Here is a 15936-nt window from a genome sequence, read left to right on the forward strand (position 1 = left end):
CACCGGATGCGCACTTTCGACGACCTGGTGGACGAGGCCGCCACCACATCCGTGTCCGGCTGGGATTTCTCGTGGCTCGACGGGCGGGCCACCGAGCAACGGCCCTCCTGGGGGTACCAGCGGGTGCTCGGCGAGCGGCTGCGGTCCGTCGAGTCCGTTGTGGACATTCAGACCGGCGGCGGCGAGGTGCTGGCCGGGGTGCCGGTGCTGCCGCCGCTCACCGTCGCGACGGAATCGTGGCCACCGAACGTCGCCAAGGCCGCCGCAGTGCTCGAACCGCGCGGTGCGACGGTCGTCGCGGACACCGATGAGCCGCCGCTTCCGTTCCGGGACAACGTGTTCGACCTGGTGGTGAGCCGTCATCCGGTCACGGTGTGGTGGGACGAGATTGCGCGCGTGCTGCGTCCGGGCGGCAGTTATCTGTCGCAGCAGGTCGGGCCGTGGAGTGTGTTCGAGCTGGTCGAGTACTTCCTCGGGCCGCAGCCGCCGGAGGTGCGCAACGGCAGGCATCCGGACCGCGCGCGGGCCGCCGCCGCGCAGGCCGGTCTCGAAGTGCTCGACCTTCGGTTCGAAGAACTGCGTACCGAGTTCCACGACATCGGCGCGGTGATTTACTTCCTGCGCAAGGTGATCTGGATGGTCCCGGGGTTCACTGTGGACGGATACCTGCCGCAATTGCGTGAGCTGCACCGGAAACTCCAGGACGGACCTTTCGTCGCCACCACCACGCGGTATCTCATCGAGGCGCGGAAGCCCGGCTGATCGCCGTTTCGATGCCGTCGGCGAGCACGGCAACCGCAGCGTCCAGGCTGAGTCGCGCCTCGTGTTCGAGGTACGAGACCCCCGGTGGAGGCGGCGTGGGGTTTTCGCTCAGCCGCGCGACGTGCGGGTACCGAGCGGCCAGGTCCGGCGCCAGTTCGCCGAGCGCCGTGGTTCTGGCGTGCCACCAGTCCTCATCGGACAGTCCGGTTTCCTTCAGCGCCTGCCGGGATTCCGCGGCGATCTGCACCGTTCCCCGCACCACGTTCAGCAGCGCACCGACCAGCCGGCGCACCTGTCCGGCGGGCAACCCGGTGGCAAACAGCACCCGCAGCACGGTTTCCTGCATCCGGAACTCCCCCGGACCCAGCACCGGGCGTGCGTACGACATCTGCAGCAGCCACGGATGCCGCAGGTGGAAGTCCCAGAGGTCGGCGGCCAGCTCGAGCATCGCAGGTCGCCAGCCCGCGGACAGGTCGTGGTCGGCTCGCAGGTCGCCGAACACCTGGTCGCACATCAGGTCGATCAGCTCGGTTTTGCTGGGCACGTAGGTGTACAACGCCATCGCCGTGCGCCCGAGGCGCTCCCCGACCGCGCGCATCGACAGCGCGGACATCCCCTCGGTGTCGGCGAGCTCGATTGCCGCCCGGACGATCAGGTCCACACTCAGCGCAGGTTTCGGCCCCGGCGCGGTGCGCGGTTCGGCTCCGGCGCGCCACAGCAGCTCCATCGAACGGCGGGCGTCACCCTGCCCCGCGAACACGACCACCGGCAGCCCCTTTCTCCTTACAGCATAAAGGACTACGTCGTGGCCGCGAAAACGAGGGAGACGAGCTCGTCGGCGAAGGTCACCACGGCGTCCGGGCTGGCGTGCCGGGCGGACGAGTGGAACAGCGCGACCCGTCCGTGCACGCCGACGAACGCGATCACCCCGGCCCGTTCGGCGGGGACCCGGAGGGCGACCCCGGCGTCGGCGCAGTTCGTGAATCCGCTGGTGAGCAGGCCGATCACGTCGATCATCGGACCACGCGGGCGCGTGCCGTTGGCGGTCATCAGCCGGTAATGTCCGGGATTGTCCATGGCGAACCGGCAGTACGAATGCAGCAGCGCACGCACGCGGGCCACGACGTCGCGCGCCGGGATGCGTGCTTCGGCGGTCTCCATCGCGGTGCGCAGCCGGGCGAACTCGTACTCGGTGAGCCCCGCGACGAGCGCCGCCCGGTCGCTGAAGTGCTGGTAAATGCTGGCCGGGGCAATGCCGACGGCCCGCGCGACGCCGCGGATGGTGAGCGCGTCCTCGCCGTCGAGCTCCGACAGCAACCTGCTGGCCGCGGCGAGGATCTCCCCGCGCAGCCGCTCGCCCTCGCCCCAGCGGTTGCGGGTGCGACCGCCGGCCTGGACCTCTCCGGACACCCGCTCAGTTCTACTACCCCCGGCGCCCGCCCGGGGCTCCGGCCCGCCGCGGATGTCGACCGTTTCGTCGCCCGGCGGCCATCCGCGGTTCACCGGGAGGGACCGGCCGGATGGATACCGTTCGCCGGTGGACGATCAAGGGTGGCTGGACGACTTCCAGCGGCGAGTGGACGACATGCAGGCGAAAAGTGTTGCCCTGCAAGAGAAACTGAACGAGGCGGAAGGCAGGGCCCGCTCGAGGGACGGCCTCGTCACGGTCGCGGTTACGCCGAACGGGGCACTCAAAGACCTGCAGATCGACGACCGCGCCCTGCGCCACTCCACCGGAGCCCGCCTGACGGCGTCGATCATGGACGCGTTCGGAAAGGCGCAACGCCAGGTCTCGCGTGACGTCCTGGCCGCGTTCGAGCCGCTCGCGGGCGGCAGCGAGATGATGGAAGTGGTGCGGTCGTTCCTGCCATCTCCGGAGGAGGATTCGGACGAAACCCCATCGGGGGATGCCGGGCAGAGTGACGGATCTCCGGCCGCCCGGCGGGGTGGAGCTCCGGTCAGTGGCCCGGGGAGCACGCCACCTGGCTACGCTCCGCGCGGCGGCACCGGGCCCCGTGACGGCACCCCGCCTGGCCACACCCCGCGCGGCAACACCCCATCGCGCGGCGGCGCCGCATCGCGTGGCAACACTGCGTCGCGTGGCGGCGCCGCACCGCGTGACAGCAACCCGCCCGGCTACACCTCGCCGCCCGGCCACACCTCGCCGCCCGGCAGCACCGGGCCGCATGGCGACACTCCACCCGGCCACACCCCGCGCGGCAACACCGGGCAACGTGACAGCAACCCGCGCGGCAACACCGGGCCGCATGACAGCTCCCCGCCCGGCCACACCCCGCGCGGCGGCACGGCATCCCGTGGCGGCGCCGCACCCCGTGGCAGCACTCCGCCGCCCGCGCAACCAGGTGGCCCCGCCGTCCCGCCGCACGCGCGCGGTGGCACCCGCCCAATCCCATCCCGTGGCACCCCTCCTGCCCCACCGACCGGCAACCAGCCCGTCCCGCCTGCGCACGGTGGCGTCCCGCCCGCGTCGCCCGGTTCGGTTTCCCCGCCGCAGCCCACCTCCGGGCCGCACCGCCGCCGGGCCCATGACGAGGACGATGACGAGTTGCAGCCGTGGTGACCTGCCTGTCAACCCGTCGTTGGTGTTGGTAAATCACCATTTGCCGGACAGTACGAAAGTCGGGTCACAGTTTCGGATCTTCTGCCTACGTTGGGTCGAGCGCGCGCAAACCAGGCAAACTCCCCAACCCCCAGGAGCTTTCCGATGTCCAGGAAGTTCGTGCTGTCCGGCGCGGTCGCACTCGCCTTCGCCGTCACGCCGGTCGCCGCCACTGCCGCCACCGCGGCCCCGGCCGCGACCACCACGGTGTACTACACCACGTCGGGCGCACCGACGTTCCGCGCCGAGATCAACGCGGGCGCGGCGAACTGGAACCGCGCGGTGAGCAACGTCAAGCTGGTGGAGAGGTCGTCCGGGGCGTCGCTGGAGTACGTCGAGGGCAACGACCCGCAAGGCTCCTACGCCCAGACCGACGGCCACGGCAACGGCACCATCTTCATCGACTACACCCAGGCCCAGCAGTACAACAAAACCCGCATCACCGCCCACGAAACAGGGCACGTCCTAGGCCTCCCGGACCACTACTCGGGCCCGTGCTCGGAACTCATGTCAGGCGGCGGCCCCGGCCCGTCCTGCACGAACGCCAACCCGAACGCCCAGGAAACCGCCCGCGTGCAACAACTGTGGGCCAACGGATTCCGCACCGCAGGCGGCCCACAGGAACGAATTTACGAGAAGCTCCCCGCCCCGGTCGGCTGATCCGACTCCACAGCCGATCGGTACCGCGGCGGCCGGGCAAATCCCGGCCGCCGCAGCCATCTCCACCCCGCAAGACCGGCGACCCCCGGCCGCCGCTGCCACCGCCACTGCCCGAACCGGCGACTCACGACGGCCGTTGCCACCTCCGCTGCCCGGTGCCGCGAACCCCGGCCGCACTGCCACCTCCACCGCCCAGGACCGGTGAACACCAACCACCGCTGCCATCTCCACCGCCCGAGACCGGCGGTCCCCGCTCGCCACCTCCACCAACCGAAACCGAACGCCACCACCCCACCGCCCAGCGCCCGCGAACCCCAACCACCACCCGAGACCGGCAAACCCCACCCGCCACCTCCACTAACCGAAACCGAACGCCACCACCACCCCCACCGCCCAGCACCCGCAAACCCCAACCACCGCAGCCGCCGCAGCCGCCGCCACCTCCACTAACCGGGACCGGCGAAACCCAACCACCGCCGCCCTCTCCACTAAGGACCGGCGAACCCCAGGCCCCAGCGAACGGCAGATCCCGCCCCGGCACCGCAACCGCAACCGGGGCGAAAATCGCTTGCCCCCCATCAACCCCACCGCGCAGAATTCCCACCATGACCACCGAAACCACCCCGCCCTTCCCGACCCGCCGCGACGCGGAGTGCGGGAAGCAGCAGCGTGGCGGCGAAAGGACCCGTCTGGCGCATCGATGAGCGCCGCGGTCGTTGCGGGGCTCGTTGCCGGGTACGGGATCGCCATGCCGGTCGGTGCGGTGGGCGTCTACCTGGTCGGCCTGACTGCGCGTACGTCGTGGCGGGTAGGCGCGGCCGCGGCGATGGGGGTGGCCACTGCGGACGGGGTGTACGCCATCATCGCGACCGTCGGCGGCGCCGTGCTCGCTCCGCTTCTCGCGCCGGTCACTACACCACTGCGCTGGATCTCCGCCACAGCGCTCTTCGTCCTTGCCGCCTGGACTGCAACGAGGGCCGTCCGCCGTTACCGGGCCACCGAAAACCCCATCGCGGCAACGGATCCACGTCCGCTCCGCGCGTACGCGACCCTGCTCGGCCTCACCCTGTTGAACCCGGCGACGATCGTCTACTTCACCGCACTCGTGCTCGGCGAGGTACCGGCGGACGGCGTCGTGTTCGCCGCCGCCGCCTTTGCTGCGTCGGCGAGTTGGCAGCTGCTGCTTGCGATCGGCGGTGCGCTGCTCGGCCGCACGCTCACCGGCGCGCGCGGGCGGCTGATCACCGCGTTGCTGTCCAGCGCAGTGATCATCGTGCTGGCGGCCCGACTCGTCACCTGAGGACCGTGCTTTCCCTGATCTCCAAGGAAAACGGCGGCTGTACCTCGCGTGGTGGAGCGTTCTCCGTACCGGTGAGCCTGCCGTGGATGAGGTCGATCGCGGCCTCGGCGATGGCGGCCTTGTCCGGCGAGATCGTGGTGAGTGCGGGCAGGCTGAACGCGCTTTCCTCGGTGTTGTCGAACCCCACGATCGCGATGTCGTGGGGTACCCGGAGACCGTGCTCGGCCACCGAACGCAACGCGCCGACGGCCAGCAAGTCGTTGAAACAGAACACCGCATCCGGCGGTTCTTCCCGTGCCAGCAACCGTTTCATCGCCGCCGCGCCCTCCGACCGGTGATACTTCGCGACCGGCTCAACGAGCGACTCCGACGAAGGCAGACCAGCATCCTCCAGCGCCGCAAGGTATCCCGCCAGCCGGAGCGACGACGTACCCCGCTTCGGGTTCGCGCCGATCGCCGCGATCCGCCGGTGGCCCAGCGAAACCAGATGCGACACGGCCAGATGCGCGGCCTGTACGTTGTCGATCGCCACCCGGTCGAGCGCGACGTCCACCGCGTGCTCGCCCAGCAGCACCAGCGGAATCTCGCCGTCCGGGAAATCCCCTGCCTCAAGGGCTTCCGGATGCAGCAACGCACCGTCGACGAGATGCGGACCCAGTGAGTCCACAGTGGCCCGTTCCCGATCGCGGGTACCTTGCGTCTGCTCGATCAGCACACTCCAGCCGCGTCGTTGCGCAGCGGTGATCACCAGCCCGGCCATCTCGCCGAAGTACGGAATGCTCAGCTCCGGCACCATCAACGCGAGGAACCCGGTCCTGCCGCGGCGCAGGTTCCGGGCGCCGACGTTCGGCCGGTAACCCGTCGCGGCCAGCGCTTCCTCGACCCGCCGCCGGTTCTCGGGCTTCACGAACGCGTACCCGTTCACGACGTTCGACACGGTCTTCACCGAAACGCCCGCCATCGTCGCGACGTCTTTCAGGGTCACGGCCACGCCGACTCCTCATCTTCTCGCCCAGAGCCCACCACGAGCCCGCGAGGCTTCCGGCACCAGCCCCGGCGACCACGAAGTGTAGCGACGTTTTGCCTGTTTACAACGTTGTTCCAACGATGTAAAAATAGCGCCAGCTCGGTGCCGTGACGACGATCACGGCACTGAGCGGGTTACCCCAGTCGCCGGCTGTGAGGAGTCCGCCGTGTCCCCGTCCGTCCCCGTCCGCGCCGCCCTGGTCGCCGGTACCGCCACGGCACTCGTGCTCGCCGGGTGCACCAGCCGCGAGGAAACGCCCGCCGCGCAGAGCAACGGCGCAGGTCCGGCGGCGTCGGCTGCCTCGAACGCGCCGAGTGCCGACGGCTGCACGCTGGCCAAGACCGGCTACCCGAAGGTCGACCCGAAGACCGCGGTCATCGGCTTCTCGCAATCGGAGAAGGAAGCCAACCCGTTCCGCATCGCCGAGACCCAGTCGATCCGCGACGAGGCCAAGAAGCTCGGCATTCCGGCCGACCACCTGCTCACCACCAACGCGCAGAGTGACCTCAACAAGCAGATCAGCGACATCAAATCGCTGCTCGACAGAGGGGCGCAGCTGCTCGTCGTGGCGCCGCTGAACTCCGACGGCCTGCAACCGGCCCTCGACGCGGCGAAGGCGAAGAAGGTCCCGGTGATCACCATCGACCGCAAGGTCACGTCGAAACCGTGCACCGACTACCTCACCTTCATCGGCTCCAACTTCGTGGAACAGGGGCAGCGCGCGGCTGCCGCGCTGGTCAAGGCCACCGGCGGCAACGGGAAGGTCGCGATCCTGCTCGGCTCGTCGGGCAACAACGTGACCACCGACCGCACGCAGGGCTTCAAGGACGAGCTGGCCAAGACCCCCGGTCTCACCGTGGTCGCCGAGCAGACCGGCGAGTTCGACCGGTCCAAGGGCCAGTCGGTGATGGAGCAGCTGATCCAGAGCCACCCCGACCTCACCGCGGTGTACGCGGAGAACGACGAGATGGGCATCGGCGCGGTCAACGCGCTCAAGACCGCGGGCAAAAACCCCGGCAAGGACGTCAAGGTCGTGTCCATCGACGGCACGCGCAACGCGGTGCAGCTGATCGCCGACGGCAGTTACAACGCGGTCATCGAGTCGAACCCGCGGTTCGGGCAGCTGGCGTTCCAGACGTTGCAGCAGTTCGGAGACGGGCAGGCCATCCCGCCGAGCATCGTGATCACCGACGACGCCTACGACGAGTCGAACGCGGCGCAGAAGGTCGGGAACGCGTACTGATGACGAGCACGGCCGACATGGACGTGACCACCACGACCGCACCGGTCCTCGAGGTGACCGGGGTGACCAAACGGTTCCCCGGCACCGTCGCGCTCGACGACGTATCCTTCGCCCTTCGCCGCGGCGAGGTCCACGCGCTGGTCGGCGAAAACGGCGCCGGAAAGTCCACTTTGATCAAGGTACTGACCGGCGTCTACCGGCCCGACGAGGGCGAGATCCGCCACCTCGGCGAGCCGGTGGAGTTCCGCCGCCCGATCGACGCGCAGCGGGCCGGGATCTCCACGATCTACCAGGAGGTCAACCTCGTCCCGCTGATGAGCGTGGCGAGCAACGTCTTTCTCGGCCGGGAACCGCGTACGCGCGCCGGGCTGGTGAACTGGTCGGCGATGAACGAGCAGGCCCGCGAACTGCTCGGCGGGTACGGTATCGACACCGACGTGCGACGGCCGCTGCACACGCTCGCGGTCGGCGCACAGCAGATGGTCGCGCTGGCCCGCGCAGTGTCCACAAAGGCCGGTGTGGTCGTGATGGACGAGCCGACGTCGTCGCTCGAACCGCGCGAAGTGGACACGCTGTTCGAGGTGCTGGCGCGGTTGCACGCGCAGGACATCTCGGTGATCTACGTGAGCCACCGGATGGACGAGCTGTATCGGGTATGCGACAGCGTAACCGTGCTGCGGGACGGCCGGGTAGTCCACAGTGGACCGTTGAAGCCGTTACCGCGCATCGAACTCGTGTCGATGATGCTCGGCCGGGAGATCCGGCAGATCCGCGCCGAGGGCGTCACCGCGTTCGGCGAGGAGCATCACGCCGAGGCGGAACCGTTGCTGCAGGCGGAAAACCTGTCCGGCGGTCACAAGCTTCGGGGCGTTTCGGTGAGCGTGCGGCCGGGTGAGGTCGTCGGGCTGGCCGGGCTGCTCGGGTCCGGACGCAGTGAAACCGCCCGCGCGGTGGTCGGCGCGTTCCCGCTCGACGGCGGGTCCGTGCTGCTCGCCGGGAAACCCTTGAAACGCGGGCGGATCTCGGCCGCGATGCGCTCCGGCATCGCACTGCTGGCCGAGGACCGTAAGGCCGACGGGATCATCCCGAACCTGTCCGTGCGCGAGAACATCGTACTCGCTGCCCTGCCGCGACTGTCCACTTTGGGCTTCGTCAACCGGTCCAAACAGGACCGCGTGGTGAAGACGTTCATGGATCGCTTGCGGATCAAGGCGTCGAGCCCGGAGCAGAAGGTGTCCGAGCTGTCCGGCGGCAACCAGCAGAAGGTCCTGCTCGCGCGCTGGCTCGCCACCGGGCCGAAGGTGTTGCTGCTGGACGAGCCGACGCGCGGCATCGACGTCGGCGCCAAAGCCGAGGTGCAGGCGCTCATCGACGAGCTCGCGCAGGAAGGCTTGGGCGTGCTGCTGATCTCGTCCGAGCTGGAGGAGCTGCTCGACGGCGCCGACCGCGTGGTCGTCCTCCGCGACGGCGCGGTGGCCGGGGAGCTGACCGGCGAGGCCGTCACCGAGGACAACGTGCTGGCCGCCATTGCCGCAGGAGGTGACCACGATGTCGACACTGACGAGACCTGACCGAGTCCGCCTCACGAGCTGGCTGCAGAGCTACGGCGTGTACCTGGCCGTGGTCGTCCTGCTGCTGTTCAACATCGCCTTCACCGACAACTTCCTGTCCGGCGCCAACTTCCGCACGCAGCTCGTGCAGGCCGCACCGGTGTGCATCGTCGCGCTGGGCATGGCGCTGGTGATCGGCACCGAGGGCATCGACCTGTCGGTGGGCTCGGTGATGTCGGTCGCCGCCGCGCTCATCCCGCTGTACCTCGGCGCCGGTCCGCTCACGGCAATCGTCGTCGCGCTGATCGCCGGAGTGGTTTCCGGGCTGTTCAGCGGTTTCCTGGTGGCACACCTGGGGATTCAGCCGATCATCGCTACCCTGGCCTTGCTGGTCGGCGGGCGCGGGCTCGCTCTCGTGATCGCGCACGGACAGCTGGTCCAGCTGCACAACGCCGACTTCCTCGCCCTCGGCACCGGTGACCTCTTCGGCATCCCGATCATGGTGCTGGTCGCGGCAGTTCTCGCGGTGCTGGCCGGTTTGCTGGTACAACGCACCACTTTCGGCCGCCACCTGGTCGCAGTCGGCGGCAACCGGCCTGCCGCAACGCTCGCCGGGCTGCCGGTGAAACGCGTGCTGATCGGCGTGTACGCCATCTCGGGCGTGCTGGCCGCAATCGCCGGAGTGCTGGCCACCGCGCGACTTGGTGCAAGTGACCCCAACGATCTCGGGATGCTGATGGAACTTTCCGCGATCACCGCCGTGGTGGTCGGCGGGACCCCGCTCACCGGTGGACGCGTGCGCGTGGTCGGCACGGTGTTCGGCGCGCTGCTCATGCAGCTGGTGCACGCCACGCTGATCAAGCACAACCTGCCCGATTCCGCCGCGCAGATGGTGCAAGCCGCCATCATCGTCGCCGCGGTGTACGTCGCCAGGGAACGGAGCACGCGATGACCGCGACCACCGCGCCGCCGTCGGAACGCAACGCGACGTTTGCGGCGGTCCTGCAACGGCAAGGCGCCGCGGTGGTGCTCGTGCTCGGGGTGCTCGCCGCGTGGTTTGCCTTCCCGCGCTTCGGATCCGCGGACAACCTCCGCGACCTTGCGTTGCAAAGTTCCTTCCTGGCCGTGGTCGCGCTGGGGATGACGTTCGTGATCATCTCCGGCGGGATCGACCTCTCAGTCGGATCGGTGTACGCGCTCGGCGGCGTGCTGGCCGCGTACGGCTCGCGGTACGGCCTGGTGGTGGCGATTCTGTTGCCCCTGGCCGTTTGCGGGCTCATCGGGTTCATCAACGGCCTCCTCATCGCCCGTACCCGAATGGCGCCGTTCATCGTCACCCTCGCGTCGCTACTGTTCGCCCGCGGCCTCCTGCTCGCGCTCACCAACGAAGGCGCGACGACGTACAAAGTGGAGCCTGGCTCGGCCCTGCTTTGGCTGGGGCAAGGCAAAATCCTCGGCGTCGGCGTACCGGTGTACCTCGCTTTGGTCCTTTTCGGACTCGGTGGCGTACTGCTTCGCCGGACCCGGTTCGGGCAGTCGGTGTTCGCGCTCGGTGGCGCGGAGCAGTCCGCGCTGCTGATGGGACTTCCGGTGGCCCGCACCAAAATCACCCTCTACACCCTCAGCGGCACGCTCGCCGGGTTCGCCGGGGTGCTGACCGCGGCGTACCTGCAGTCCGGCGTCACCGTGCTCGGCGTCGGCATGGAACTCGACGCGATCTCGGTCGTCGTGATCGGCGGCACCCTGCTCACCGGCGGCGCCGGCACGGTCATCGGCACGCTCGTCGGCGTGCTGCTGAAGACTCTGATCCAGAACGTCATCAACCAGGTCGGCACTCTCGATTCCAACTACCAGACGGTGGTCAGCGGGGCATTCCTGCTGGTCGTCGTCGTGATCCAGCGGCTATTGGCTCGTTCTCGCCGTTCCTGACCCCCGCAAGAGGAGGTTCGACGATGTCCCGTCCTGTCCGCAGACCCGGCCGCTTGGCCACGGTGGGCGCCGCGCTCGCCGTGGTCGTGTCCGGGTTGTCGAGTATTCCGGCGTCCGCCGCCGACCCACCACAGTGGCACCGGCAGAATCCGCCGCTGACCACGCCGTGGACCGACCAGGTGTCCCCCGGCAACGCCCTTCCCGAGTACCCGCGGCCGCAGATGACCCGCGACCAGTGGCAGAACCTCAACGGGGTATGGGAGTTCGCCGCCGCCAAACCGGGTGACTCGCCGCCCTTCAAACGCGGTCTCGGCGAACGCATCCTGGTGCCGTACCCGGTGGAATCGGCGCTGTCCGGGATCATGCGGCACGAGACGTCGATGTGGTACCGGCGCACGTTCCAGGTCCCGCAGAACTGGCGCGTCGGCCGGGACCAGCGGCTGATCCTGCACTTCCAGGCGGTGGACTACGACACCACGGTGTGGGTCAACGGCCGCCAGGTCGCCCGCCACACCGGCGGGTATGACGCGTTCTCCGCGGACGTCACCAACGCACTGACCACCGCGAAGGACCAGGAAGTCGTCGTCGGCGTCACCGATCCGAACGACGCGGGCGAACAACCGCTCGGCAAACAACGCAAGCCAGGTGACGGGATTTTCTACACCCCGTCCTCGGGAATCTGGCAGACCGTGTGGATGGAACCGGTGACCCCGGCGCACATCTCGCGCGTGGACACGACTCCGGACGCGGCGAGCGGCACGGTGACGGTGAACGCGCAGGTGGGCGGCCCGATACCGCAACGCGTGGAAGCGGTGGCGTATGACCACGGCCGCGTCGTCGGCCGCGTGTCCGGACCGGCGAACACGCCGTTGAAGCTCAAGGTGAACCGGCCGCACCTGTGGTCACCGGACGATCCGTTCCTCTACGACCTGCGCGTGTCACTGTCCTCAGGAGACAGTGTGGGCTCGTACTTCGGGCTGCGGTCGGTGTCGATCGGCAAGACGGCCGACGGCAGGCAGCGGATGATGCTCAACGGCAAGTTCGTGATGCAGCTCGGCCCGCTCGACCAGGGCTTCTGGCCGGACGGCATCTACACCGCGCCCACCGACGCGGCGCTGCGGTTCGACCTGGAGCAGACGAAGGAACTCGGCTTCAACATGGTGCGCAAGCACATCAAGGTCGAACCGGATCGCTGGTACTACCACGCGGACAAGCTCGGCCTGCTCGTGTGGCAGGACATGCCCGCGATGAAGGACGACATCGATGCTTCGCCTGCGGCACAGGCGAACTTCGAGTCCGAGATGCACCGGATGATCGACCAGCACCGGAGTTTCCCGTCGATCGTCACGTGGGTGCCGTTCAACGAGGGCTGGGGCGACTACGCCGTCGGCCGGATCGCGGACCAGGTCAAGGCCTGGGATCCGACGCGGCTCGTCAACGCCGAATCCGGGGTGAACTGCTGCCGGTCGGAACCGGACAGCGGCCGCGGTGACCTCTTCGACGACCACACCTACACCGGTCCCGGCACCCCGTCGCCGGACGCGACCCGAGCGGCCGTCGACGGCGAGTACGGCGGGCTCGGCCTGAAGGTCGACGGGCACCAGTTCGATCCGGCGGGCAGCTTCGCCTACGAGATGGAACCGGACAGCGCCACGCTCACCCGGCGGTACGGCGAGCTGCAGCAACGGCTTCTGCTCGCCGGACGGCAATGTGGGGTGTCGGCAGGCGTGTACACGCAGACGACGGACGTCGAGAAGGAGGTCAACGGCTTCCTCACCTACGACCGCCGGGTGAAGAAGATGGACTTCGCAGCCGTGCGGGCGGCGAACCAGTCGGTGATCAAGGGCGTCGACGGCGCACCGCAGCAAGGTCCGGTGATCCCACCGGGCACACCGGGCATCGACGGCATCGCGGCGTACCCGTTCGACGAAAACACCGGTACGAAGGCCGCAGACGCAGTGGGCGACCACGACGCGACACTGATCGGCGGCGCTTCCTGGACGGCCGGGCACCGGGGTTCGGCACTGGCGGTGAACGGGTCAGGGCAGTTCGCCGACGCCGGTGCGCCGCTGGTCAAGACCGACCTGAGCTACAGCGTGTCGGCATGGGTGAAGTTCGCGTCGGTCGGCGACGGATTCCAGACCGTGGTGAGCCAGGACGGCAACGACCACAGCGCGTTCTACCTGCAGTACTCGGGCGCGGATCACAAGCTGGCGTTCAGCTTCATCGGCACCCGGGCGCTGGCGCCGACAACGCCGGAGGCCGGGCGTTGGTACCACCTGGTCGGCGTACGTGACGCCGCAACCGGGCAGCTGGCCCTGTACGTGGACGGCCAGCTGGCGGCCACCCGGAACGTCTGCCTCGGCGAAACGTCGAGCGGACACACCGTGATCGGCCGCGGCAAGTACGGCGGCAACCCGGTCGACTTCCTGAACGGCGCAGTCGACCAGGTGCACGTGTACGACCGGGCCCTCTCCGCCGGGGAGGTGAGCCAGCTCTACACCTCAGGCGCCTGAGGTCGTGAGAAGTCCGTGAAGGGAACCATCAGGGAATCTGATTCCGTGATGGTTCCCTTCACGGCTTTCGCTCGCGCTGCCGGGCAGGAGCCGGGAGTTGACGGCACACTGGGTTGATGGGAGTCGGCAAGCCGGTGCGGCGGGTGCTCATCGCGGGTGCCGGTGGCGTGCTCGTGGCGGTCGGGGTGGTTTTGCTCGTGTTGCCCGGACCTGGGTTGTTGCTGGTACTGGCCGGGTTGCTCCTGCTGGCAGCGGAGTTCCCGGCGTTGGAGCGATACGTCGACCCAGTACGGACGCGGGCGATGAAAGCCGCGGAGGACAGCGTCGCTTCTCCCTTGCGGATCGCCGGTTCCGTACTCGCCGGGCTGGCGCTGCTGGCCGCGGGCGTCGTATGGGGGACGGTGCGCTGGCTGCCACTGAGCGGCTGGAGCACCGGAACCAGCCTGATCCTCTCCAGCGTGATTCTCTTCGCCCTGCTGATCTGGAGCTACCGCCGGGTACACGCACGGCGCAACCCGTGACGCTCACTCGCCAGCCAGCAACTCCTCGAACGACACCGAAGAATACTCGTCCGCCGGTTTCGCTTCGGGAGCAGCCGAAACCACCTCCGCCAACTCCCGGGCGGCCCGCTCCACCCGATCCTGCAACGCTCCGCTTCCCCAATCCGACGAAGCCGCGTACACGCCCGTCGCAACCGGCGTCGCGCGAAGGTACGCGAAGAGCGGCCGCAGCGCGAAGTCCAGTACGAGCGAATGCCGCTCCGTACCGCCGGTCGCCGCCACCAACACCGGCTTACCGTCGAGCGCGTCCTTGTCCAGCACGTCGAAGAACGACTTGAACAACCCGCTGTACGAAGCCGTGAACACCGGCGTGACCGCGATCAACCCGTCGGCACGCGTGACGGTGTCGATCGCCGCCCGCAACTGCGGACTGGGAAACCCGGTCACCAGATTGTTCGCCACGTCCACCGCCAGATCACGCAGCTCGATCACCTCGACGCGAACGTCATCCAGAACGGCCGCAGTGGCCTCGGCGAGCCGGTCGGCCAGCAGCCGCGTGGACGACGGCTGGCTCAACCCGGCACTGACCACCGCAATACTCCGCACCGCCATGATCAACCGACCCTTCAACCGACCGGCAAGGCCGAAGCCTTGAGCGACTCGTGCGTAGGCGCATCCGGCACCCCTGCCGGACGCATCGCGGCCAATTCCTTGCGCAGCACCGGAACGACCTGCTCGCCCAGCAGATCCAGCTGCTCCAGCACCGTCTTCAACGGCAACCCGGCGTGGTCGAGCAGGAACAGCTGCCGCTGGTAGTCGCCGAAGTGCTCGCGGAACGTCAGCGTCTTGTCGATGACCTCCTGCGGGCTGCCGACGGTAAGCGGCGTCTGCTCGGTGAAGTCCTCCATCGACGGGCCGTGCCCGTACACCGGCGCGTTGTCGAAGTACGGCCGGAACTCGTTCCACGCGTCCTGCGACCGCGGCCGGATGAACGCCTGGCCGCCGAGCCCGACGATCGCCTGGTCGGCCTTGCCGTGCCCGTAGTGCTCGTAGCGCTTGCGGTAGAACGCGATCAGCTGCTGGAAGTGCTCCTTCGGCCAGAAGATGTGGTTGGCGAAGAAACCGTCGCCGTAGTACGCGGCCTGTTCGGCGATCTCCGGGCTGCGGATCGAGCCGTGCCACACGAACGGCGGCACGCCGTCCAGCGGGCGCGGCGTCGAGGTGAAGCCCTGCAGCGGGGTGCGGAACTTGCCCTGCCAGTCGACCACGTCCTCGCGCCACAGCCTGTGCAGCAGCGCGTAGTTCTCGACCGCCAGCGGGATGCCGTCGCGGATGTCCTTGCCGAACCACGGGTAGACCGGGCCGGTGTTGCCGCGGCCGAGCATCAGGTCGAGCCGCCCGTCGGACAGGTGCTGCAGCATGGCGTAGTCCTCGGCCAGCCGCACCGGGTCGTTCGTGGTGACGAGCGTTGTCGACGTCGAGAGGATGATCTTCTTCGTCTGCGCGGCGATGTTCGCGAGCAGCACCGGCGGGTTGGCCGGCGCGGCGAACGGCGGGTTGTGGTGCTCACCGGTCGCGAAGACGTCGAGCCCGACCTCCTCGGCCTTGAGCGCAATCGCGACCATCGCCTTGATGCGCTCGTGCTCCGTGGGCGTGACGCCCGTGGCAGGGTCCGTCGTGACGTCGCCCACCGTGAAGATTCCGAACTGCATGACCGCTCCTCAGCCGGTTCCGTTTCTTCCTTGCCAGCACAACTACTCGTGCGCAAGATGTATTCCTCCAGGACCATACCGGTGACCTGGGACACGCTGTCCGGCCACATCCGGGAC

Annotated in this window: 15 protein-coding genes; 10 read left to right on the top strand and 5 right to left on the bottom strand. The window is 68.8% G+C overall.

What is annotated here, in order from left to right; all coding sequences use genetic code 11:
* Positions 1 to 6 precede the first annotated feature (6 nt).
* Entirely contained in the window at positions 7 to 762 is a 756-nt protein-coding gene (locus OO71_RS14475) for a class I SAM-dependent methyltransferase (protein WP_033290264.1), read from the top strand.
* Here OO71_RS14475 and OO71_RS14480 read toward each other — a convergent pair.
* Positions 737 to 1528 carry a TetR/AcrR family transcriptional regulator gene (locus tag OO71_RS14480; RefSeq protein WP_033290265.1) on the bottom strand — a complete coding sequence of 264 codons (792 nt, stop codon included), beginning with the start codon at positions 1526 to 1528 and terminating at the stop codon, positions 737 to 739. The two genes, OO71_RS14475 and OO71_RS14480, sit on opposite strands and share 26 nt — an antisense overlap.
* Positions 1529 to 1560: 32 nt before the next feature.
* Entirely contained in the window at positions 1561 to 2172 is a 612-nt protein-coding gene (locus OO71_RS14485; protein ID WP_156096297.1) for a TetR/AcrR family transcriptional regulator, read from the bottom strand.
* A 127-nt stretch (positions 2173 to 2299) separates the two neighbouring features.
* Between OO71_RS14485 and OO71_RS50075 the strand changes: the two genes are divergently transcribed.
* From OO71_RS50075 to OO71_RS14505, 3 genes are all read left to right on the top strand, one after another.
* On the top strand, positions 2300 to 3343 hold the full coding sequence (locus OO71_RS50075; RefSeq protein WP_051791550.1) for a YbaB/EbfC family nucleoid-associated protein: 1044 nt from the start codon (positions 2300 to 2302) through the stop codon (positions 3341 to 3343).
* Between the two features lie 144 nt (positions 3344 to 3487).
* On the top strand, positions 3488 to 4042 hold the full coding sequence (locus tag OO71_RS14500) for a snapalysin family zinc-dependent metalloprotease (protein WP_033290266.1): 555 nt from the start codon (positions 3488 to 3490) through the stop codon (positions 4040 to 4042).
* Positions 4043 to 4742: 700 nt separating this feature from the next.
* A complete protein-coding gene (locus OO71_RS14505) occupies positions 4743 to 5342 on the top strand; it encodes a LysE family transporter (RefSeq protein WP_033290267.1) in 600 nt (199 codons plus the stop codon).
* Here OO71_RS14505 and OO71_RS14510 read toward each other — a convergent pair.
* Complete coding sequence (locus tag OO71_RS14510) at positions 5335 to 6333, bottom strand: LacI family DNA-binding transcriptional regulator (protein WP_033290268.1); 999 nt, start codon at positions 6331 to 6333, stop codon at positions 5335 to 5337. The genes OO71_RS14505 and OO71_RS14510 overlap by 8 nt on opposite strands.
* 202 nt (positions 6334 to 6535) lie before the next feature.
* Here OO71_RS14510 and OO71_RS14515 point away from each other — a divergent pair, with 202 nt between their 5' ends.
* The 6 genes from OO71_RS14515 (at position 6536) to OO71_RS14540 (ending at position 14128) form a co-directional block, all read left to right on the top strand.
* Positions 6536 to 7612 (top strand): ABC transporter substrate-binding protein, encoded by a 1077-nt coding sequence (locus tag OO71_RS14515; RefSeq protein ID WP_033290269.1) that lies wholly within the window; start codon positions 6536 to 6538, stop codon positions 7610 to 7612.
* Entirely contained in the window at positions 7612 to 9183 is a 1572-nt protein-coding gene (locus tag OO71_RS14520; RefSeq protein WP_033290270.1) for a sugar ABC transporter ATP-binding protein, read from the top strand. The genes OO71_RS14515 and OO71_RS14520 overlap by 1 nt, the downstream gene beginning before the upstream one ends.
* Positions 9161 to 10114 carry an ABC transporter permease gene (locus OO71_RS14525; protein WP_033290271.1) on the top strand — a complete coding sequence of 318 codons (954 nt, stop codon included), beginning with the start codon at positions 9161 to 9163 and terminating at the stop codon, positions 10112 to 10114. Before OO71_RS14520 ends, OO71_RS14525 begins: the two co-directional genes overlap by 23 nt.
* Complete coding sequence (locus OO71_RS14530) at positions 10111 to 11091, top strand: ABC transporter permease (RefSeq protein WP_033290272.1); 981 nt, start codon at positions 10111 to 10113, stop codon at positions 11089 to 11091. The genes OO71_RS14525 and OO71_RS14530 overlap by 4 nt, the downstream gene beginning before the upstream one ends.
* Positions 11092 to 11114: 23 nt before the next feature.
* Positions 11115 to 13607, top strand: a complete 2493-nt coding sequence (locus tag OO71_RS14535) for a glycoside hydrolase family 2 (protein ID WP_033290273.1) — start codon at positions 11115 to 11117, stop codon at positions 13605 to 13607.
* A gap of 116 nt (positions 13608 to 13723) precedes the next feature.
* The gene (locus tag OO71_RS14540; protein WP_033290274.1) at positions 13724 to 14128 is read left to right on the top strand and encodes a PGPGW domain-containing protein; all 405 of its coding nucleotides are present in this window, start codon (positions 13724 to 13726) and stop codon (positions 14126 to 14128) included.
* A 3-nt stretch (positions 14129 to 14131) separates the two neighbouring features.
* On the opposite strand, the gene OO71_RS14545 is transcribed toward OO71_RS14540, so the two are convergent.
* Positions 14132 to 14719 carry an FMN reductase gene (locus tag OO71_RS14545; protein ID WP_033290275.1) on the bottom strand — a complete coding sequence of 196 codons (588 nt, stop codon included), beginning with the start codon at positions 14717 to 14719 and terminating at the stop codon, positions 14132 to 14134.
* A 14-nt stretch (positions 14720 to 14733) separates the two neighbouring features.
* Positions 14734 to 15819, bottom strand: coding sequence for an LLM class flavin-dependent oxidoreductase (locus OO71_RS14550; RefSeq protein ID WP_033290276.1), 1086 nt, complete (start codon positions 15817 to 15819; stop codon positions 14734 to 14736).
* Positions 15820 to 15936: the final 117 nt, after the last annotated feature.

The organism is Amycolatopsis jejuensis, from assembly GCF_000717335.1.
GTDB classification, from domain to species: Bacteria; Actinomycetota; Actinomycetes; order Mycobacteriales; family Pseudonocardiaceae; genus Amycolatopsis; species Amycolatopsis jejuensis.

What these genes read in the sequence shown, in the direction of transcription:
- OO71_RS14475 (WP_033290264.1), top strand. Translation starts at nt 7, where the DNA reads ATGCGCACTTTCGACGACCTGGTGGACGAGGCCGCCACCACATCCGTG.
- OO71_RS14500 (WP_033290266.1), top strand. Translation starts at nt 3,488, where the DNA reads ATGTCCAGGAAGTTCGTGCTGTCCGGCGCGGTCGCACTCGCCTTCGCC.
- OO71_RS14505 (WP_033290267.1), top strand. Translation starts at nt 4,743, where the DNA reads ATGAGCGCCGCGGTCGTTGCGGGGCTCGTTGCCGGGTACGGGATCGCC.
- OO71_RS14520 (WP_033290270.1), top strand. Translation starts at nt 7,612, where the DNA reads ATGACGAGCACGGCCGACATGGACGTGACCACCACGACCGCACCGGTC.
- OO71_RS14525 (WP_033290271.1), top strand. Translation starts at nt 9,161, where the DNA reads ATGTCGACACTGACGAGACCTGACCGAGTCCGCCTCACGAGCTGGCTG.
- OO71_RS14530 (WP_033290272.1), top strand. Translation starts at nt 10,111, where the DNA reads ATGACCGCGACCACCGCGCCGCCGTCGGAACGCAACGCGACGTTTGCG.
- OO71_RS14535 (WP_033290273.1), top strand. Translation starts at nt 11,115, where the DNA reads ATGTCCCGTCCTGTCCGCAGACCCGGCCGCTTGGCCACGGTGGGCGCC.
- OO71_RS14540 (WP_033290274.1), top strand. Translation starts at nt 13,724, where the DNA reads ATGGGAGTCGGCAAGCCGGTGCGGCGGGTGCTCATCGCGGGTGCCGGT.
- OO71_RS14545 (WP_033290275.1), bottom strand. Translation starts at nt 14,719, where the DNA reads ATGGCGGTGCGGAGTATTGCGGTGGTCAGTGCCGGGTTGAGCCAGCCG.
- OO71_RS14550 (WP_033290276.1), bottom strand. Translation starts at nt 15,819, where the DNA reads ATGCAGTTCGGAATCTTCACGGTGGGCGACGTCACGACGGACCCTGCC.